At 72.6% G+C, this 19,807-nt stretch carries 18 protein-coding genes and 1 pseudogene; 10 read left to right on the top strand and 9 right to left on the bottom strand.

What is annotated here, in order from left to right; translation table 11 throughout:
* Positions 1–28: 28 nt before the first annotated feature.
* Together VA596_RS50765 and VA596_RS50760 are read left to right on the top strand one after the other, a co-directional pair.
* Positions 29–1,014, top strand: a pseudogene (locus tag VA596_RS50765) (FAD-dependent monooxygenase); the annotation flags it as partial.
* A gap of 78 nt (positions 1,015–1,092) precedes the next feature.
* Positions 1,093–1,494: an aromatic-ring hydroxylase C-terminal domain-containing protein gene (locus tag VA596_RS50760; RefSeq protein WP_410171981.1), complete on the top strand. Its 402-nt coding sequence runs from the start codon at positions 1,093–1,095 to the stop codon at positions 1,492–1,494.
* Positions 1,495–1,560: 66 nt separating this feature from the next.
* On the opposite strand, the gene VA596_RS44970 is transcribed toward VA596_RS50760, so the two are convergent.
* A complete protein-coding gene (locus VA596_RS44970; protein ID WP_323336198.1) occupies positions 1,561–2,142 on the bottom strand; it encodes a TetR/AcrR family transcriptional regulator in 582 nt (193 codons plus the stop codon).
* A 110-nt stretch (positions 2,143–2,252) separates the two neighbouring features.
* On the opposite strand from VA596_RS44970, the gene VA596_RS44965 reads away from it, so the two are divergent.
* Positions 2,253–3,791 (top strand): MDR family MFS transporter, encoded by a 1,539-nt coding sequence (locus VA596_RS44965; RefSeq protein WP_323336197.1) that lies wholly within the window; start codon positions 2,253–2,255, stop codon positions 3,789–3,791.
* Between the two features lie 11 nt (positions 3,792–3,802).
* Positions 3,803–4,294 (top strand): universal stress protein, encoded by a 492-nt coding sequence (locus VA596_RS44960; RefSeq protein WP_323336196.1) that lies wholly within the window; start codon positions 3,803–3,805, stop codon positions 4,292–4,294.
* A gap of 12 nt (positions 4,295–4,306) precedes the next feature.
* Here VA596_RS44960 and VA596_RS44955 read toward each other — a convergent pair whose 3' ends face one another.
* Both VA596_RS44955 and VA596_RS44950 read right to left on the bottom strand, forming a co-directional pair.
* The gene (locus tag VA596_RS44955) at positions 4,307–4,903 is read right to left on the bottom strand and encodes a TetR/AcrR family transcriptional regulator C-terminal domain-containing protein (protein WP_323336194.1); all 597 of its coding nucleotides are present in this window, start codon (positions 4,901–4,903) and stop codon (positions 4,307–4,309) included.
* Between the two features lie 17 nt (positions 4,904–4,920).
* A complete protein-coding gene (locus VA596_RS44950) occupies positions 4,921–5,742 on the bottom strand; it encodes an SDR family NAD(P)-dependent oxidoreductase (protein WP_323336192.1) in 822 nt (273 codons plus the stop codon).
* 100 nt (positions 5,743–5,842) lie between these two features.
* On the opposite strand from VA596_RS44950, the gene VA596_RS44945 reads away from it, so the two are divergent.
* Entirely contained in the window at positions 5,843–6,583 is a 741-nt protein-coding gene (locus VA596_RS44945; protein ID WP_323336190.1) for a TetR/AcrR family transcriptional regulator, read from the top strand.
* Between the two features lie 242 nt (positions 6,584–6,825).
* Here VA596_RS44945 and VA596_RS44940 read toward each other — a convergent pair whose 3' ends face one another.
* A complete protein-coding gene (locus tag VA596_RS44940) occupies positions 6,826–6,957 on the bottom strand; it encodes a hypothetical protein (RefSeq protein ID WP_323336188.1) in 132 nt (43 codons plus the stop codon).
* Between the two features lie 82 nt (positions 6,958–7,039).
* On the opposite strand from VA596_RS44940, the gene VA596_RS44935 reads away from it, so the two are divergent.
* Genes VA596_RS44935 through VA596_RS44920 form a run of 4 tightly spaced genes read left to right on the top strand, consistent with a single transcriptional unit; the run spans position 7,040 to position 13,110 of the window.
* Positions 7,040–8,428 (top strand): MFS transporter, encoded by a 1,389-nt coding sequence (locus VA596_RS44935; protein ID WP_323336186.1) that lies wholly within the window; start codon positions 7,040–7,042, stop codon positions 8,426–8,428.
* Positions 8,425–10,008, top strand: a complete 1,584-nt coding sequence (locus VA596_RS44930) for a CocE/NonD family hydrolase (RefSeq protein WP_323336184.1) — start codon at positions 8,425–8,427, stop codon at positions 10,006–10,008. Before VA596_RS44935 ends, VA596_RS44930 begins: the two co-directional genes overlap by 4 nt.
* Complete coding sequence (locus VA596_RS44925; protein ID WP_323336183.1) at positions 10,005–11,735, top strand: CocE/NonD family hydrolase; 1,731 nt, start codon at positions 10,005–10,007, stop codon at positions 11,733–11,735. Before VA596_RS44930 ends, VA596_RS44925 begins: the two co-directional genes overlap by 4 nt.
* Positions 11,736–11,766: 31 nt before the next feature.
* Positions 11,767–13,110: an MFS transporter gene (locus VA596_RS44920; protein WP_323336181.1), complete on the top strand. Its 1,344-nt coding sequence runs from the start codon at positions 11,767–11,769 to the stop codon at positions 13,108–13,110.
* A 96-nt stretch (positions 13,111–13,206) separates the two neighbouring features.
* On the opposite strand, the gene VA596_RS44915 is transcribed toward VA596_RS44920, so the two are convergent.
* Together VA596_RS44915 and VA596_RS44910 are read right to left on the bottom strand one after the other, a co-directional pair.
* On the bottom strand, positions 13,207–13,467 hold the full coding sequence (locus VA596_RS44915; protein WP_323336180.1) for a hypothetical protein: 261 nt from the start codon (positions 13,465–13,467) through the stop codon (positions 13,207–13,209).
* A 204-nt stretch (positions 13,468–13,671) separates the two neighbouring features.
* Complete coding sequence (locus VA596_RS44910; RefSeq protein ID WP_323336179.1) at positions 13,672–14,121, bottom strand: MarR family winged helix-turn-helix transcriptional regulator; 450 nt, start codon at positions 14,119–14,121, stop codon at positions 13,672–13,674.
* A gap of 112 nt (positions 14,122–14,233) precedes the next feature.
* On the opposite strand from VA596_RS44910, the gene VA596_RS44905 reads away from it, so the two are divergent.
* A complete protein-coding gene (locus VA596_RS44905; protein WP_323336178.1) occupies positions 14,234–16,630 on the top strand; it encodes an FUSC family protein in 2,397 nt (798 codons plus the stop codon).
* Here the strand turns inward: VA596_RS44905 and VA596_RS44900 are convergent.
* Genes VA596_RS44900 through VA596_RS44890 form a run of 3 tightly spaced genes read right to left on the bottom strand, consistent with a single transcriptional unit; the run spans position 16,584 to position 19,770 of the window.
* Positions 16,584–17,219: a TetR/AcrR family transcriptional regulator gene (locus VA596_RS44900; RefSeq protein ID WP_323336176.1), complete on the bottom strand. Its 636-nt coding sequence runs from the start codon at positions 17,217–17,219 to the stop codon at positions 16,584–16,586. The genes VA596_RS44905 and VA596_RS44900 overlap by 47 nt on opposite strands.
* Positions 17,220–17,242: 23 nt before the next feature.
* Positions 17,243–18,313 (bottom strand): hypothetical protein, encoded by a 1,071-nt coding sequence (locus tag VA596_RS44895; RefSeq protein WP_323336174.1) that lies wholly within the window; start codon positions 18,311–18,313, stop codon positions 17,243–17,245.
* Complete coding sequence (locus VA596_RS44890) at positions 18,310–19,770, bottom strand: FAD-dependent oxidoreductase (RefSeq protein ID WP_323336172.1); 1,461 nt, start codon at positions 19,768–19,770, stop codon at positions 18,310–18,312. The genes VA596_RS44895 and VA596_RS44890 overlap by 4 nt, the downstream gene beginning before the upstream one ends.
* Between the last annotated feature and the right edge of the window lie 37 nt (positions 19,771–19,807).

The following is a 19,807-nucleotide window of genomic DNA, read 5'->3' as shown; positions in this document are numbered from 1 at the left end:
CTCCGTTGGATAGAGTAGTCTATCTTATATGACGGATTACGACGTGCTCGTGGCCGGTGCCGGGCCGGTCGGCCTGCTGCTCGCGACGGAGCTGGCGCTGGCCGGAATCCGGGTCGTGGTGGCCGAACGGCGTACCGAGCCCGACACCGCACCCAAGGCGGCGGGGATCAACACCGCCTCCGCCGAGATCTTCGAGCGGCGCGGGCTGCTCCCCGCGATCGAGGCGGCGCAGGGGCAGTTGCCGTTCCAGGCCAAGGGAAAGCGGGCGCCCTTCGCCGGGCACTTCGGCGGGATCCAGGTGCCGGCGAGCGCCGTCGACGAGCAGGATCCCCTCCTGCTCGGCCGCGGTCCCGCCTGGTACGTCCCCGTCGAGCAGGTCGAGGTGGAGCGGATCCTCGGCGAGCGCGCGGCGGAGCTGGTGTCGAGGTCCGGCGCGGGGTCGAGGTGAGCGGGTTCGACGCGGACGAGGACGGCGTCACCGTGCACCTGCGTGACGGCGGCGACGTGCGCGTGGCCTGGCTCGCCGGCTGCGACGGCGGCCGCAGCCTGATCCGGCGCCGGGCGGGGTTCGACTTCCCCGGCACGGACCCGACGATCACGGTCCGCCAGGCGACGGGCACCGTCGAGGGCGCGGAGCTGCTGGGAAAGGGCTGGCAGCACACGTCGACCGGCCTCTACGTCCACGGGCCGCGGCCGGGCTGGATCCGCACCGTCGAGCTGGACGGCCCGCCGGCGGACCGGGACGCACCGGTCACCGCGGCCGAGATGGACACGAGCCTCCGGCACGTCAGCGGCCTCGACGTCCACGTGACCGCCGTCGCCGACGGCGGCACCCGTTTCACCGACCACGCGCGCCAGGCCACGACCTACCGGCGCGGCCGGGTGCTGCTGTGCGGCGACGCCGCCCACGTGCACTCGCCGTTCAGCGGCCAAGGCCTGAACCTCGGGCTCGGCGACGCCGTCAACCTGGGCTGGAAACTCGCCGCCACCGTCCGCGGCCGGGCCCCCGACGGCCTGCTCGACACCTACACCGAAGAGCGCCACCCGATCGGCGCCGGCGTCCTCGACTGGACGCGCGCCCAGGTGGCCGCCATGCGCGGCGACGCCTACAGCAGCGCACTCCGGGACGTGGTCACCCGCTTCCTCGGCACCCGCGACGGCGCAACCCTTTACGCAAAGCGGATCTCCGGCCTGGACCAGCATTACGACCTCGGGGACAGCCACCCGATCGTCGGCTCGGTGGCACCCCGGCTGGACGGCACGTTGCTCGCCGCTCACGAGGGCCGGGCCCTGCTCGTCGACCTCGCCGGGGACGAGGAGGTGGCGGTGCTGGCGAAGCCGTATGCCAGCCGTCTCGAGCTGGTCCGGAGCCGCGCGGAGGACGCCGGGTTGAGCGGTTTGCTGGTGCGGCCCGATGGCTTTGTCGCCTGGGCATCAGCCGGGGGTACCGACGGCTTGGAAGCCGCATTGACGCGGTGGCTGGGACACGAATAACCGACGTCCGGCAGAACCTCACACCGTGTCGGCCGTCTCCGAACGGCCAACCGATGACCGGCGTGGTCAGCGGGGGTCGAGGCGGCTGAGCAGGTGGTCCACCAGCCCGGGCAGCGGCTGGTCCCCCGGCCCCTCCAGCCAGCGCACGTTCGCTGTGCGGACCGCCGTCAAGAACGTTGCCGCCATGAGGTGGGCCAGTTCCTCCTCCAGGCCGTGGCCCCTCGCTACCAGGACCGCCGCCAGGTCGCGTTCCAGGGTGAACTGGTCGCTGACCTGCCGCGCCAGCAGGGACGGGTGCCGCCGGAGGAGGCGCAGCTGGGCCGCCCACTCGCGGTCCGGGATGGTCTGTGCCCGGTACAGCTCGGCGCACGCCGCGCGCAGGGCCGGCCACGGCTGCTCGCCGCGGGGCCGGTTCTCGACCAGGGACACCAGGACCCCGGTGCGCTCGCGGTCGGCGTGCAGGATCGCGTCTTCCTTGTTCGCGAAGTAGTTGGAGAACGTCCGCCGCGAGACGCCGGCGACGTCGGCGATGTCCTCGACCGTCACGCCGTCGAGCCCGCGCTCCATCGCCAGCCGCAGCGCCGCCTCGTGCAGCGACTGCCGGGTCGCCGCCTTCTTGCGGGTGCGCAGCGTGTCGAGCGTCTCCATGGCCCCAGCCTAACGACCGGACCTAAAGTGCCCATTGCGCAAGTTTGCACAGTGGGCAATAATTTACGGAGACGTGAAGGGGTCCTGTGGAAACGGAAAGAAACACCGCCATGCGCCACCGCGAGGTGCTGGAGTCGCTGTCCGGGCTGCTGCTCGCCCTGTTCGTGGCCATGATCAGCTCGACGGTCGTGTCGACGTCGCTGCCGCTGATCATCGGCTCGCTGAACGGCACCCAGACGCAGTACACCTGGGTGGTCACGGCGACCCTGCTGGCGGCGACGGCGACCACGCCGATCTGGGGCAAGCTCGCCGACCTGTTCAACAAGAAGACGCTCGTCCAGGTCGCGATCGTGATCTTCGTGGCCGGCTCGATGATCAGCGGGTTCAGCCAGGACACCGGGCAGCTGATCGCCGCCCGCGCGTTCCAGGGCATCGGCGTCGGCGGCCTGCAGGCGCTGGTCCAGGTCGTGATCGCGGCGATCATCCCGCCGCGCGAACGCGGCCGGTACAACGGTTACCTCGGCGCCGTGATGGCCGTCGCCACCGTCGGCGGCCCGCTGCTGGGCGGCCTCATCGTGGACGTGCCGTGGCTGGGCTGGCGCTGGTGCTTCTTCGTCGGCGTGCCGATCGCGGTGGTCGCGTTCGTCGTGCTGCAGCGCACCCTCAAGCTGGTGACCGTGCGCCGGGACGACGTCCAGGTCGACTACGCCGGCGCCGCGCTCATCGCCGCCGGGGTCAGCGTGCTGCTGATCTGGGTTTCGTTCGTCGGCAACACCTTCGACTGGATCTCGTGGCCGACCGGGGTCATGGTGGCCGGCGGTCTCGTCCTCCTCGGGCTCGCCCTGGTGGTGGAGAAGAAGGTGCGGGAACCCGTCGTGCCGCTGAAGATCGTCGTCCAGCGCACGCCCGCGCTGGCGATCATCGCGAGCCTCGCCGTCGGCATGGCGATGTTCGGCGGCGCGGTGTTCCTCGGCCAGTACTTCCAGATCGGCCGCGGCTACTCCCCCACCGAAGCCGGGCTGCTGACCATGCCGCTGATGGCGGGCGTGCTCGTGTCCTCGACCGTCTCCGGGCGCCTGATCAGCCGCACCGGGAAGATCAAGCCCTACATCGTGTCCGGCACGGTGATCCTGGTGCTCGGCTTCCTCGGGCTCGGCACGGTCGACCACGACTCTCCACTGTGGATCGTCGGCGTCGCGATGGCGGTCGTCGGCATCGGGGTCGGCATGACCATGCAGAACCTCGTGCTCGCGGTCCAGAACGACGTCCCGCTGCGGGACCTCGGCGCGGCGAGCGCGTCCGTCACGTTCTTCCGGTCCCTCGGCGGCACCATCGGCGTTTCGGTGCTGGGCGCGGTCCTCGCCAACCGCGTCACCGCCGACCTGTCCACCGCGCTGCACGTGCCCGCGGGCCAGGCTTCGACGGGCAGCGTCAGCGCGCTGAACCTCAAGGCCCTGCCGCCGCAGGTGCAGACCGTGGTGCACACCGTCTACGGCGACGCGACCGCGCACATCTTCCTCATCTCCGCCGCGGTGGCCGTCGTCGGCGTGATCGCGGCGGCGCTGCTCAAGCCGATCACCCTGCGCACCACGATCGACCTGGAGCAGAAGAAGGACGACACCGTCACGTCGGACTCGATCGCGGGGTAGGGGGAACGACGATGGGTGGCAGCGCGGCCGAACTCAACGCCTTCGAGTCCACTGTGGAGAAGTTCGGCCCGCGCCCGGACCCGGCGACCCGGGCCATCCTGGCCGGCGCCGACGGGTCCGACACGGCCATGCGGGCCACGGCGTTCGCCTTCGGACTGGCCCGGCGCCAGGGCGGCCGGCTGATCGTCGCCTTCGTCGCGTACCGCTCGGCGCTGTCCACGCTGGGGCCGGCGGTCGCGTCGGCGGTCGAACACGACACGACCCTGGAGCTGTACGCCGAACTGCGCGACCAGATGCGGTCGGCGGCCGAGGAGCTGGCGGTCCCGGTCACGTTCGTGAGGACGTTCGGCGACCCGTACACGACCCTTCGCGACACCGCCGACCGCTGCCAGGTCGACACCGTGGTGGTCGGCGCGTCGCAGAAAGCGGGCCACCGCTTCGCGGGCTCGGTCGCGACGAAGCTCATCCGGTCCGGCCACTGGCCGGTGCTGGTGGTGCCCTGACAGCCAGGGCGCTCAGCCCGGCGGGAGCCGCAGGAGCGCGTTGACGCCGTAGCCGAAGCGGGCGTCGAAGGAGTCCGCGACCATCAGCTGCGCGCCGACCTTGGCCAGCGCCGGGTAGGCGCCGGTTTCGAGCAGCTGCCCGAACTCGCGCGTCGGCGTGCCGGCCGGGGTCTGCTCCTCCTGCGTCAGCCCGAGCGTGAAGTAGACGATCGCCCAGCACAACCGCGCCGCGTCGGGCTCGGGGTAGCCCGCTTCGAGCAGGGCGCCGACGATCGTGTCGGCGAGGTGCAGGGTCTTGCCCGTGCCGGCGTACGTGCCCGCGACCAGCCGGCCGCCGTCGCGGTGCGCCAGCATCGCCGCGCGGTAGCGGTGGGCCACCACGCGGACGCGCTCGACGGCGTCGGCCGGCAGGTCGTCCGTCCGGACGGTGCCGACGATCGTGTCGGCCATGGTTTCGATCAGCGTCTGCTTGGTCTTGACGTACCAGCTGACGGAGTTGAGGTGGGCGCCCAGCGTGCGGGCGACACCGCGCAGCGACAGCTTCTCGAGCCCTTCGGCCTCGAGCGTCGCGAACGCGGCGTCGAGCACGTCGTCCGGTGTCCAGCGCATCTTGGTCATCGTACAAGTCAGTGAGACGCACCGAAGGCGGCGTGGGAAACGTCGTCCCAGCGCTCCCACTCCGCCAGCCGGGCCGCGTACTCCTGCTTCATCAGCGGCAGCGGGCCCGGCCCGAAGAAGATCCGCAGGGGCGGCTCCTCGGCGTCGACGACCCGCAGGATCGCGCCGCGGGTGGCGCTCGGCTCGCCCCGCGTCGACGCCGGCCGGCTCATGGCCGCGCGGAACCCGTCGTAGACCGGCGATCGTTCGGCGTGCACCGCCGACGGGCCGGCCCAGTCGGTGGCGTAGCCCGCGGGCTCGACCAGCGTGACCTTGATGCCGAAGTCCTTCACCTCGGCCGCGAGGCTGGCGGTGAAGCCCTCCAGGCCGAACTTCGACGCGTGGTAGATCCCCAGGCCGGGCAGGGAGTAGACGCCGGCGACCGACGACACCTGCACGATGTGGCCGCCGCCGCGGGCGCGCAGGTGCGGCAGCGCCGCCTGGGTGACCCACAGCGGGCCGAGCAGGTTCACCTCGACCTGGTCGCGCGCCTGCCGCTCGGTGACCTCCTCGACCATGCCGAACAGGCCGTAGCCGGCGTTGTTGACCACGATGTCGAGCCCGCCGAAGTGGTCGGCGGCCCGCTGCACGGCTTCGGTGACGCCCTCGCGGTCGGTGACGTCGGCCTTCAGCGGCAGGATCGTGTCGCCGTGGCGCTCGACCAGGTCGTCGAACGCTCCGTCGGAACGGCTGAGCGCCGCCACGCGGTCGCCGCGCTCGAGGGCGGCTTCGGTCCATTCCCGGCCGAAGCCCCTCGACGCGCCGGTGATGATCCAGGTCTTGCCGGACATGGTGCCTCCTTCGGTTTTTGGTCACTGACCAAGTACCTTCAGTAGTACTTGGTCGGTGACCAAAAAGTCAAGCGTGCCGGACGGCCGGTAGGTTGGAGTGGTGTCCCAGTCACGCGCATCCGGTCCGAGCGCCGCGGCCCGCCCGGGGCCGTCACGGCGGGACGCCAAGGAGAACCTCGCGCGGATCCTGACCGCGGCGGCGGACGTCTTCGCCGAGCAGGGCTGCAACGCCACGCTGGCCGACGTCGCCAAGGCCGCGGACGTCGGCGTCGCCACGGTCTACCGCACGTTCGCGACCAAGGACGACCTGATCCACGAGGTGTACGAGCCGCAGTTCGCGCGCGCGGAGCAGCAGGCGCTCGACGCCAGCCTCGCCGCGGACCCGTGGGCCGGCATCGGCGGGTTCCTCGAGGACTGCATCACGACCATCGCCCCCGACCGCGGTTTCCGCGAGCTGCTGACCGGGTCCTACAGCGAGACGCTCGGCTGGTCGCGCCCCCGGACCCCGCACCGGCTGGCGAAACTGGTGGAGGACAGCCACAACCGCACCGGCAAGCACCTGGAGACGCTCGTCCGGCGGGCCCGCGAGGCCGGCCTGGTGCGCGACGACCTGGTGGCCGGCGACCTGCTGCTGCTGTCGATGGCGGTGCAGACGTCGGTCGAGTTCGGCGGCCCGAGCCACCCCCGCCTGTACCGGCGGATGATCGGCTTCCTGATGGACAGCCTGCAGCCCGCCCGCGACGCCCCGACCCCGCTGCCGGAGCCGGGGCTCACGAACCGGCAGATCGCCGCCCTGGAGCGGCAGCGGCGCAAGCGGATGTCCGGCCCCGCGGCCCCCTGACGGTTCGCGAGCCCCTCGATTTCACGCCGCGGCGTGGTAACCTCCCGTGACCGGAACTGCTATTCCGGTAGCCGTGGTCCCCGCCGCCGAGGGGGTGGCGGGAACCACGGGCCCGGGTCGGACGGCCGTCGCCACCTACGGCTGCGACTCGTGGACGGCGCGGCCATGGCGCGCTGCACGGGCGGCGGGATCATGTGGTCGTCGGTGGCCACGCGGGCTCGCACACAGGGGGCTTCGACACCCTACGGGTCCAGGAATTCCTTGTCCGGGAACAGGAAACCGTCCTGCGGCGCGATGCAGACGAGCGCGGTAACCCGCCAGGTGGTGCGCGCGGAGTCCTGAAGCGCGTCCTCGGTGCCGGGCCCGTCGTCCATCGGAACTGCTGTTCCGATTCGCCCTGACACCGCGCGCAAGGGTGCTACTATCCGGAATAGCTATTCCGATACGGAGGTGCGGATGCCGCCAGATCGCCGTCGCGTGCTCGTCGTGGTCGCGCTCGCCCAGCTCATGGTGGTGCTGGACGCGACCATCGTGAACATCGCGCTGCCCGCCGCCCAGGCGGACCTCGGCTTCGGCGACGCCGACCGGCAGTGGGTGGTGACGGCGTACTCGCTCGCCTTCGGGAGCCTGCTGCTCGTCGGCGGGCGTATCAACGACCGGGTCGGCGCGCGGACCGGCTTCGTCACCGGCCTGGCCGGGTTCGCCGTCGCTTCGGCGCTCGGCGGCTGGGCGCCGGACTTCGCCGTGCTCGTCACCGCGCGGGCCGCGCAAGGGGTGTTCGGCGCACTGCTGGCGCCGGCCGCGCTGGCGATCCTGTCGACGACGTTCCGCGGCACGAGCGACCAAGGACGCGCGTTCGGCGTCTACGGCGCCGTCGCGGGCGGTGGCGGCGCGGTCGGGTTGCTGCTCGGCGGGGTCCTCACCGGCACGCTGTCCTGGCGGTGGTGCCTGTTCGTCAACGTCGTGATCGCGGCCGCCGTCATCGCCGGCGCCCTGGTCACGCTGCCGCCCGCGCAGGCGCGCGCCGGGCGGACGGACTGGCCGGGCACGGCCCTGGTCGTCACCGGGCTGTTCGCGCTCGTCCTCGGCTTCGGGCGCTCCGAAGTGCTCGGCTGGACCCACCCGGCGACCCTGGCCTCCCTCGGGACGGGTGTCGTCCTGCTCGTGGCGTTCGTCTTCGCCGAAACCCGCGCGGCCGCCCCGCTGCTGCCGCTGCCGATCGTGCGTTCGCGCACGCGCGGCACGTCGTACCTGGTCATGCTGCTCGCCGCGGTCGGGATGTTCTCGATGTACCTGTTCCTGGCCTACTACCTGCAGCGCACGCTCGGCTTCTCCCCCGTGCTCGCCGGCGTGGCGTTCCTGCCGATGGCCGTGTCGGTCGCCGTCGGCTCCGCGGCCTCCGGCGCCGCGCTCGTCCCCCGGTTCGGCATCCGGCTGCCGGTGACGGCGGGCTCCGCCCTCGCGGCGGCCGGATTCGTCTACCTGACCGGGATCGGCGCCGAGACCGCGTACGCGACGTCCGTCCTGCCCGGATTGCTGCTGGCCGGGCTCGGCCTGGGCGCGGTCTTCGGCTCGGCGATGAGTTCGGCGGCCGACGGCGTGGCCCCGGCGCAGGCGGGGATCGCGTCGGCCACCGTGAACACGACCCAGCAGATCGGCGGCTCGATCGGGATCGCGCTGCTCACCGGCCTTTCCCTGGCCGCGTCCGGGACGGGCGGGGAGATCGCCGGGTACCACGCGGCGTTCTGGGGCGCGGCCGTGGCGCTGGCCGCGGCCGCGGTGGTCGCCGGCGTGCTCTACCCCCGGCCGGTCCGCGAACCGCGGTACCAGGAGGAGAAGTCATGACGAAGGCCCGGCACCCAGGCGTCCTCAGCGCCGTCCAGCGGAAGGTGTTCGGCCTGCCGCCGGCCACGACGGCCTACACGGTCGAACGCGGCCTCCGCGTTCCCACGGCCGACGGCGCGCAGTTGCTCACCGACGTCTACCTCCCGGTGGGGAAGGCGCACGGCACGGTCCTGATCCGGTCGCCGTACGGGCGCGGGCTGCCGGAGAGCCTGGTCCACGGGCGCGCGTTCGCCGAGCGCGGCTACCAGGTCGTCGTGCAGAGCGTCCGGGGCACGGGTGGCTCGACCGGGACGTTCCGGCCGATGGCGCAGGAGGCGTCGGACGGCCAGGACACCGTCGCCTGGCTGCGCACCCGGCCGTGGTTCGGTGGCCGGCTCGCCACCATCGGCGGCTCCTACCTCGGCTGGGCCCAGTGGGCGCTGCTGCGGGACCCGCCGCCGGAGCTGCGGGCGTCGGCCGTCGTGGTCGGCCCGCACGACTTCGCCCGCGCACTGCGCGGCTCGGGATCCTTCGCCCTGGAGGACTTCCTGGTCTGGAGCGCCACCATCCGGGCCGGGCTGGCCGAAATGCTCGCCGCGCGCCGCCGCGTCAAGGCCGCGCTGCGGGAACCGACTGCCGAAGCGGCGGCGGAAAGCGCATTGGGCACGAAAGCGCCGTGGTTCGCCGAATGGCTCGGCCACCCGGACCTCGACGATCCTTTTTGGACGGACTACGACGCGACGTCCGCCCTCGCCACGAGCCGGGTTCCGACGCTGCTGATCGGCGGCTGGCACGACGTCTTCGTCGACCAGACGCTCGAGCAGTTCCAGGCCCTGAACGACCGCGGCGTGGACGTGGCCATGACGATCGGCCCCTGGACCCACCTCGACACGACGTTCAAGGCGGCCCGCGTCGCCGATCCCGAGGCGCTGGCGTGGTTCGGCCGGCACCTCCGCGGCACCGCGTCCGGCCGCCCCGCGCCCGTCCGGATCCACCTGACCGGCGCCGGCACCTGGCGGTCGTTGCCGTCGTGGCCACCGAAAACCGGCGAGCACACGCTCAGCCTGCACGGCAGCGGGCAGCTCCGGGACGAACCGGCCGATGCCCCGGGCACCGCCGGGTTCGCCTACGACCCGGCCGACCCGACGCCCGCCGTCGGCGGACGGCACATGTCCGCCAAGGCGGGCCGCCAGGACAACGGCCCGCTCGAAAGCCGCGACGACGTCGTCACCTTCACCTCGGCGCCGCTCGAGGCCGACCTCGACGTCGTCGGCGCGCCCCACCTCGAACTCCGGCTCGAGGTGGACGCCGCCGCCCGGCCCGACCTGTTCGTGCGGCTGTGCGACGTCGACGACCGCGGCCGGTCGTGGAACGTGACCGAGTCGTTCGGCCGGCTCACCACGACGTCCGGGGCGGTGAGCCTGCGGCTGGGTTCCTGCGCCCACCGCTTCCTGGCCGGGCACCGCATCCGCCTGCAGGTCTCGGGCGGCGCCTACCCGCGCTTCGCCCGCAACCCCGCGCCGGCCCGCTACACGCTCGTCTGCACCGGTTCTTCCCTGTCCCTGCCCGTCGAAGCAGTGTCCACCGAGGAGTCCGCATGAAGAAGGCCCGCCGGCTGGCCGGAGCCGCGCTGCTCGCGCTGGCCGCGGTCACCGTCGTCCCGGCACCGGCCGAAGCGAGCTGGCGGCCGAAGCCGGAGCCGGCGACCTACGGGCAGAGCGAGGCGGTGCCCGCGTCCGTCACGATGGACGACGGTGTCGTGCTGTCCGCGCGGGTCGTCTACCCGGTGGATCCGGTGACCGGGGCGCGCGCACCGGGCCCCTTCCCCGTCCTGCTTTCCCAGACGCCGTACGGCATGGCGGGCCCCGATCCCCGGGCCGGCGGGGCCTACTTCGTCGAACGCGGGTACATCTACGTCACGGCCTCGGTCCGCGGCACCGGCACCTCGGGCGGGCAGCTGGACTGGTTCGGCAGGCGGCAGGGCCAGGACGGCGCCACGCTCGTGAACTGGGCCGCGCACGCCCTGCCGGGCTCCGACGGCGCCGTCGGCCTCGACGGCTGCTCGTACCTCGGCGTCGACCAGTGGTACACCGCCGCCGAGGTCGGCCCGCACTCGGCGCTCAAGGCGATCGCCCCGTTCTGCACGGATTCCCAGATGTACCAGGACCTCGCGACGGTGGGCGGCGTCCCGACGACGTTCATCCCGTCGATCTCCCGGGCCTTCCCGCGCGGGCCGGAGGACGACCCGCTCACCGATCCGCTGTCGGTCACGGCCGGCGACCTGACGACCGGCGGCGCCCGGTCGTACGACAACGCCTACTGGCACGGGATCGACGTCCAGGAGTTCATGCCGCGGATCGTCGCGAACGGTGTTCCCGCGCTGAGCGAGGCCGGCTGGAAGGACCTCTTCCCGGGCGGCAACATCGGCGCCTACGTGGCCGCGCAGAACGCCTACTTCGGCCGTCCGGTGACCGCGCCCATCGCGGCCGGCGAGCGCGTGACCGGGCGGTACCAGGCGATCGTGGGCCCGTGGACGCACGGTCAGCACGTCAACGAGGACGTGCTCTCGAACCTCCGCAAGGAGTGGTTCGACACGTGGCTGAAGGGCCGGCCGACCGGCATGGCGAACACCGCGAAACCGTTGCACCTGTTCGAAAACGGCGGCGACCGCTGGGTCGACACCGCCGCCTGGCCGCCGTCCACCGGCACCGGTACGTACTACCTCGGCGGGAACGGCACCTTGACGACGACCCGGCCCGCCACCGAGGGGAGCGACGCACTCTCCGCCGCGCCCACCTACACGACCGCGCCGCTGACCCGGGACGCCGTGCTGGACGGCCCGATCGACGTCAGCGTCCAGCTGAAATCCACCGCACCCGACGCGTACGTGGCGGTGACCGTGAACCTCGTGTCGCCGTCGGGCGCGGTGACCAAGGTGTCGGACGGCGGGCTCCTGGCAAGCCTGCGCGAGCTGGACACCCGGCGGAGCTGGTACGGCGCCGGCCACACGCTGATCCAGCCGAGCCACCCGTTCACCCAGGCGAGCCGGCGGCTGCTCACCCCGGGCGAGACCGTGCGGCTGGACATCGCGGTGCTGCCGAACCTGACCGTGCTCCCGGCCGGCTCCCGGCTCCAGGTCGTGCTGACCGCTCAGGCCCCGGCCGGCTTCCACCTCCAGCCGGCCCCGACACCGCAGCAGAGCGCGAACCTCGCCGCCGGGCGGTCCGCCGTCAGCCGGGCGCCGTGGGCGCCCTCGTCGGTCACGGTGCCGCTCGCCGCGCCGCACTCGTTCACGACCAGCCCGATCACCTGGGGCCCGGCCTCCTGAGAAACCCGCGCACCGCACCGGAAGGACGACGATGACCTCCGAACCCGCCGCCACCACGCCCGCACTGAGACCCGCCGACCCGGACCAGGCCCGCCGGCTGAGGCGGGTCGTCACCGCCAGCCTCGTGGGGACCACGATCGAGTGGTACGACTTCTTCGTCTACGCCTCGGCCGCCGGCCTGGTGTTCGGCCGGCAGTTCTTCCCGGCTTTGGACGCCACGGCCGCGCTGCTCGCGTCGTTCGCCACGTTCGGCGTCAGCTTCGCCGCCCGCCCGATCGGCGGGGTCGTCGCGGGGCACCTCGGGGACCGGTTCGGCCGCAAGGGCGTCCTGGTCGCCACGCTCGTGCTGATGGGCCTGTCCACCGTCGGGGTCGGCCTGCTCCCCGGCTACGACGCCATCGGCATCGCCGCGCCGATCCTGCTGGTCCTGTTCCGCCTGCTGCAGGGCCTGTCGGCCGGGGGCGAGTGGGGTGGCGCGGCCCTGCTGTCGGTCGAGCACGCCCCGCCCGGGCGACGCGGCTACTTCGGCTCGTTCCCGCAGATCGGCGTGCCGATCGGGCTGCTGCTGGCCAACTTCGCCTTCTTCACGGTGTCGGCGTCGACCACGGCGGACCAGTTCCAGGCGTGGGGCTGGCGCATCCCGTTCCTGCTCTCGATCGTCCTGGTCGGCGTCGGGTTCTTCGTCCGCGCGCGGGTGGCCGAGAGCCCGGTCTTCACCGAGCTGCAGGAACGGCGCAGCCGCCGCTCGGCCCCGTTGAAGGTGCTGTTCAAGACCCACGCCCGCGAGCTGGTCGTCGCCATCGGGCTGTTCGTCGCGAACAACATGATCGGCTACATCCTGATCGCCTTCATCACCTCCTACGGCACGCGGACGCTGAAGCTGTCCAGCACGACGATGCTGCTGGTCGGCATGGCCGGCGCCGTCGCGTGGGGCGGGTTCACGCTGCTGGCCGGGCGCTGGTCGGACACGTGGGGCCGGCGGCGGACCTACCTGGCCGGCACGCTCGCCCTCGCCTTGTGGACGTTCCCGTTCTTCCTGCTGTTCGACACCCGGTCCGTGCCGCTGCTGGTGCTGGCCGTCGTCGTGCTCGCGTTCGGCCTCGGCCTGACGTACGGGCCGCAGGCCGCGACCTACGCCGAGCTGTTCCCGACGGCGGTCCGCTACAGCGGCGTGTCGTTCGCCTACGCCTTCGGCGCGGTACTGGGCGGCGGCTTCGCCCCGCTGATCGCGACCTGGCTGGTCGGGCTGACCGGCACGTCCCTGTCCGTCTCGGCCTACATGCTCGTGGCCTGCCTGGTCACGCTGGCCGCCGTGCTCGCGCTCAAGGAGCGCTCGGCCGCGGAACGGGAGGCCTTCGTGGTCGCGACCGGCTGACGCGCCGGGCTCCCGGCGTGACCCGAAATTGACCCGATCCAATTCGAGCCCATTCCTGGACCTTTTCCAGAATCCCGGGAAACCGGTTTCCGCACGTCACCGGGGGTCGAGTTCGTCCGCCAGCGCCGCGTCGACCTTCGCCGCGGCCCGGCGCAGCGCGCGGCGCGCCACGGCGAACAGAGCCACCGCGGCCACGGTGCCGACCATCGCCCAGGTACTGCCGCCGTCGTCGGCGGGGACCACCGCGAACGTCACCAAAACGAGGAGCAGCCAGCGGTTCCGGTCGTCCACCCGGATCCGGGAGCGGCGGGAGGCGCGGCTCCGCGCGATCGGGAACGCATGATCAGGAACACCCATCGGCTTCGGCCTCCCGTCGATGATCCGCGCGGACTCCCGTTGTCACGGATCGCAGCTAGCTGACCCTCAAACAGTCGATCTACTCACCGTGAGAGTTACAAATTTTGCACCCAATAACTCAAAGCAATCACTGATCCACTCGAAAGAGTGATGCTTTCGATGTATTCGATGTTTCTTATCCGGAGGCCAACAACGGATTCACATTCAGTCCGTCAGCACGCTCACGTCGTAGTGCCGGGCGACCGCCTGGTTGTACCGGGCAAAGGACTCCCCGATCACCCGCAGGTCCTCCTCCGGCACACCCGCGAACATCGCGGCCAGGTTGTCCCGGCGGCGGTCGTGGACCCGGCGGGCGCGCACGCGCCCCTCCTCCGTCGCCACGACGATGCTCCGGCGGCGGTCCTCCGGCGCCGGGGTCCGCTCGACCAGGCCGGCGACCGTCATCGCCGACACCTGGCGGCCCACCGTGGACGGGTCCAGGCCGAGCTTCATCGCCAGGGTGGTGATGTCCGCCGGCCCCGTCACCTCCAGGGTGCGCAGCAGCAGGTACCCGGCGCGGTCGACCTCGTCGTAGATGTCGGTGCGACGGCTGAGCAGCTCGAAGTTGCGCACCATGACCGCGGTGTGCGCCTCGATGAGGTCGAGCGCGTCCATCCGCAGAACCTACCTTCCGGCCGATTGCCCGGCCGCCCGCATATCGGTATCATACCGGTAATTATCGGCATGATACCGATATCCGCGACCGGGGGTAGGAGAAGTCACTCGGATGGGACGCGCGTCGGCGGCGGTGCACCGGATCAGGGACAAGGCGATGGGCTCCGACCCGGGGATGACCCGGCTGCAGAGCGCGGTCTCGGCGGCCGTCGCGATGACGACCGGGCTGGCCGTCGAGTACGTCTTCGCGAGGCTGACCGGGGCGACGCCCCAGGCCACGCTGGTCGCGGTGCTGCTCGGCGCGATCACCGCGATGATGGGCTCGATGGCGCTGACCGGCGGCGGCGCGTGGCTCAAGGTCCGCACGGCCGCGCTGTTCCCCGTCGCGATGGGGCTCGGGATGGCGCTCGGCATCGCGGTCGCGCCGCATACCGACCTGATGCTCGGCGTGTTCGTCGTCGTGATGTTCACCGCCGTGTTCGTCCGGCGCTTCGGCATCCCGTTCTTCTTCTACGGCTTCATGGTCTGGATGGGTTACTTCTTCGCCGCGTTCCTGCACGCGACGCTCCAGGGGCTGCCCGCCATGCTGCTCGCCGTCGTGATCGCGAGCGCCTGGGTGCTCGTGCTGTGCCTGACCGTCCTGCGCGGACACCCCGGCCGGACGCTGCACCGCACGCGCCGCGCGTTCGGCGCCCGGGCCCGCGCGGTCGTCCGGCTCTGCGCGACGCTGCTGGCGGACGGCCCCAGCGAGCAGCTCGCCCGGCGGATCCACGCGGCGCAGGCCCGGCTCGCCGAGTCCGCGCTGATGGTCGAAGCGTGGTCGGCCGAGGTCACGGTGCTGCCGGGCGGCGTCTCGGCGGCGGCGATCCGGCGCACGACGATGGACGCCCAGCTCGCGATCGACCTGCTCGTCACCGCCTGCGCGCAGCTCGGCGCCGAGCCGGAGCCGGCCGGCCGCGCGGCGGGCGTGCTCGGCCTGTTCGCCCGCCACGACTACGCCGCCGCCGGGCAGGCCGCCCAGACGCTGCTCGCGCGGGCGGGCACCTCCCCCGTGCGGCTGGTCGCCGTCGCCGTCACCGACTACCTCGAGGTCGTCCGCCGCGCCGACCGGGACGGCCTCGCCGACACCGGCGAGTTCGAGCCCGCGGTGACGATCGCGATGGGCGCGCTGCCCGGCTCCGCCGCCGCGGCCGGCGACGTCGCACCCCGCGGCCGCGCGTGGAACCCGTTGCGGCGCCTCGACTTCACCACCCGCCAGGCCGTGCAGGTGGCCGTGGCGGGCGGGCTCGCGATCGTGCTCGGGCGGCTGCTGTCCGAGCAGCGCTACTACTGGGCGGTGATCGCCGCGTTCGTCGCCTTCACCGGCACGGCGACCCGTTCGGAGGTGTTCCTCAAGTCGGTCAACCGCGTGGCCGGCACCCTGGTCGGGCTGGGCGCCGGCATCGGCCTCGCGCACCTGACGGCCGGGCACCCGGGCGCGGTCGTCGCGGTGATCATCGGCAGCATGTTCTGCGGCTTCTACCTGCAGCGGCTGTCGTACGCCTACATGATCTTCTTCGTCACGATCATGGTGAGCCAGCTCTACAGCGTGCTCAACGAGTTCTCCCCCGGCCTGCTCGTCCTGCGGCTGGAGGAGACGGCGATCGGCGCGGCCATCGGGGTCGGCGTCGGCCTGGTGCTGACGCCGCTGAGCACCCGTGACACCGTCCGCACCACCGAACGCGCCCTCGCACGCACCCTCGGCGAGCTGCTGAACGCCGCAGCCGACCGGTTCGAAGGGCACGCCGACGCCGCCGACCTGGACGCCAAGGTCCGGGTCCTGGACAACGACCTCCGCCAGCTGCGGCTCGTGGCCGCGCCGCTCGTGGCCGCCGTGCCGTGGGGCGGCGGTTCCCGCACCACCCGCCACCGGCTGACGCTGGCCGCCACGCTGGTCCAGCACACCCACCGGCTGGTCGCCGTCCTGCGCCGCGGCCGCGCGAACGACCGGTCCCTGGCCGGGCCCGCCCGCGCGCTGGCCGACGTCGCGACCGCCGTCGCCGAACCCGGCGAGACGGACCCGGCCACCCTGCTGGGCCTGGCGGAAACCGCCCTCACGCAGCACTGCTCCCCCGCGGACGAGCCCGTATTGGTCGAGCTGATCCACCTGCGCCGGCTGCTGCACGAGATCGCCACCGGCGACGAGCCGGGCCTGCTCGCCGAACCGGCCGCGCCGTGCGTCACCGAGATCCGCGGCCACGTCCACGGCGCGACCGGGTCACCGCTGTCCGGGGCCACCCTGACTCTGGTCGACGCGCACGGCCATCAGACCGCGCGGGCGACGTCGGCGACCGACGGCGCCTTCACGCTGCAGGCCCCGCGGGCGGGCTCCTACGTCCTGATCACGGCGGCGGACCGGCACGGGCCGTCGGCCTCGACGGTCCTCGCGCACCGCGGGCGCGGCGTGGTGCAGGACATCTGGCTCACGGCTCGCCGGCAGTGCCACCGCCGCGACGTCCGGCTCCGCTGAAGGCCGGGCCGATCCACCGGCGGACGAGCGCGCGCAGCTCGTCGTCGCCGAGCTCCGGCGTCGTGGGGTACTGCAGGAAGGACATGAAGAGCCGCATCAGGATCTCGGCGAGTCCTTGGAGGTCCTCGTCGGTCGTGACACCGGCGGCGGCCCAGTCGACCGGCACGTTGGCCAGGATCCTCGCGCCGAAGGAGAACGCCAGTGGCGAGATCACGCCGTCGGTGAAGAAGTCCGCCTCACCCGCCTGCAGGAGCAGGCCGAGGTAGGGCTCGTCGGGCACGGTCCGGACGGCGAACACGACGGACTCCACGGCGGCTTCGGCGGGACTGCCGAACGAGGCGAGGTGCCGTTCCATCCGCCCGGCGAACTCCTCGACGCCGGCCAGGCCGACCGCGCGCAGGATGTCCTTGAGGCCCGGGAAGTAGCGGTAGACCGTCTGGCGGGTCACGCCGGCCTCGGCGGCGACGTCGGAGAGGCTGGTCTTGGCGAGCCCGGCGCGGTCGAGGCACGCCGTCGCCGCCTCGACGATCCGGCGGCGTGCCTCGTCCTCGGTCCCGGGCGGGTTGCCCCGCCAGCCGTGAAACCCCATGCGGTCATCTTCCCCGAGCCCGCTCAGACGGGCGCGGGGACCTCGCGCCGGGCGCGGTGGAGGGCGGCCAGCACCAGACCGGCCCCGGCGAAGCAGGCGAGCGCGTACGGCCCGCTGCCGATCGGCGTGCCGTCCCGGGTGACGCCGTGGTCCGCGCCGAAGTACGCGGGCAGCGCGCCGATCCAGAACACCGCCATCGCTCCCCAGTAGACAGCCGGGTAGATCCGCACGAAGGCGGACAAGGGCTCGGGATTCCCTCGGTGCGTCAGGAGGATCCCGGCGCCGGCCAGCCAGAGCAGACCCAGTTCGGCACCGAGGATCCAGGCTTGCGCGGTGGTGTTCGTGCCGGCCAGGCTCGACGGGAGGCCCGCGATCGCCATCGTCGGCGGGGTGAGCACGCCCGCCACCAGGACGCGCCAGACCAGCGACCAGCCGCGTCGCCGGCCGGCCAGCTTCACGACGAGCCAGGTCATCGCCGCCATCGAGACGGACGCGAACAGCAGCATGCTGTTCATCGGCACCGACGCCAGCGCCGGGTGGTTGACGAGCCGGTTGCCCGGGTTCCAGGCCCACCACCCCAGCTGCGGACCGAGCTGGTCGAAGACCTCGTAGAACACCTGGCACACGAAGGCCACCGCCACCGAGGCGACCAGCGGGCCGCGGCTGCGGAAGACCCCGAGCGACCGCACCAGCTCGTAGGCGAGCTGGCTGATCATCGGGTAGAACGCGACGATGTAGAGCGGCAGCCGGTCCCCCATGAACTGCACGGTGAACAGGTTGTGGGCGAAGACGAAGCCGTACAGCCGGTCGAGGCCGAACCACTCCGGGAAGTACAGCGGCGGCTCGGTCACGAAGAGGTAGACCAGCGAGGCGAACCACAACGCCAGGTTGACCGGGTCGCCCGCGCGGTGCCGGCGGATCGCGTGCACCAGGGCGAACACCGCGCCGGCGATCACGAGCACCTCGAGCAGCGGCATCGTCCAGTGCGCGAGGTCCCACGGCCAGCGGACCGAAACGACCGGGGCGACGTCGTGGCAGTCGAAGCCGAGGCCGCGGGTGACGGCGTCGGCGTCCGGCCCGCACCCGTCGCTCATCGCGCGGCGGCGGCCGCGGCCGTCGAGTAGTCCGTGGCCGGTGGCTCGGCGCGGGGGTCGAACCCGAACGGCACGCGGTGCTTCCCCAGCGCCGCGCGGATCCGGTAGCGCACGAGCCCCGCGAGCACGCGCGGGTTGCGCAGCATCTCCCCCAGCGACTCGTCGAGGTTGAAGACCTTCGCGAAGTGCTCGTCGACCACGTCGTACTCCCGCGCGGCGCCGACGACCAGGCTGAACGCCGGGCCGGACACGGCCGCCAGAAGCCGGCGCCGCCACTCGGGCGGCTTCTCCGTGCCCACCGCGCAGGCGTACCCCTGGTCCCGGGCCATCGCCAGCGACCAGGGCACGCCGAGTGCCTTGCGCTGCGCGGTGAAGAACCGCGCGGAGAACGCCGCGTCGAGCCCGCTCGCGCGCTCGAGGTGCTCGCGCAGCAGCAGGGCCGAACCCGCCGCGGAGCTGATGCCCTGGGCGTAGAACGGGTTGAACGCGCAGATCGCGTCGCCGACGAACACCAGCCCCCGCGGCGGGCTCGCCCAGCGGTCGTAGCGCCGCCACTTGTTGCCGGTCGAGCGGGTCAGGTGCACCTCCGAGGTGGGCGCGCACCGGTCCATCGCGGCGGCGAACAACGGCGTCCGCACCCGGCGGGCCGTCTCGACGAAGGTGTCGGCGGTGCGCGGCATGTCCAGGCCCCACGAGCCCATGCAGGCGATGACGCGGTCGCCCTCGATGGGGAAGAAGTTGACCAGGAACTCGTGCTCGGCGGGGTGCTCGCCCTTGTCCGGGGTCGGCATGATCACCAGGTGCCGCCACCACCACGACGCGGGCCGCTCCGGCGGCAGGTCGTACCAGCGTGAGGTGTAGGTGACCTTGGCGTCGAGCGTGCGCACCTCGGGTTCGGGCCAGCCCGCCGCGACCAGCCAGCCGCCGACGGCCGACCCGCGGCCCATCGCGTCCACCACGAAGTCGGCGTCGAGGTGCTCACCGCCGTCCGGAGTCGAGAAGTCGACACCGGAGACACGGCCGTCCCGCACGGTCAGGCCGGTCACCGCGGCGCCCTCGCGGATGACGACGTTCGCCAGCTCCCGCACCTTGTCGCGCAGCACCCGCTCGATGAGGATCCGCGAGCCGTAGATCATCGTCATTGCGCTGCGCTTGCGCGCCGACCAGCCCGCCCCGTCCAGGTAGGCGGCGTCCATGGACGGCATCAGGTGCAGCCCGCCCGCGGCGACGAGGTCGTCCTCGAAGCCCGGGAACAGCGCCCCGATCGCCCGGCGGCCCGAGTTCAGCAGGAAGTGCGGGTGCTTGCTCTGCGGCACGCCGCGGCGGTGCGCGGCCCCGGCCGGGAGCTCGTCGCGTTCCAGCACCAGCACCTCGTCGAAGTGCGGGGCGAGCGCCCCGGCGGTGCACAGGCCGGCGGCACTGCCACCCAGGACGACGGCGGTCTTGCCGAGCCGCATGCGGACCAACTCCCCACGTCATTCATACAACGGGACA

It is taken from the genome of Amycolatopsis heterodermiae (genome assembly GCF_034929455.1).
GTDB classification, from domain to species: domain Bacteria; phylum Actinomycetota; class Actinomycetes; order Mycobacteriales; family Pseudonocardiaceae; genus Amycolatopsis; species Amycolatopsis heterodermiae.
The sequence above is the reverse complement of the archived record's forward strand: the minus strand, read 5'-3'. Positions and strand labels throughout refer to the sequence as shown.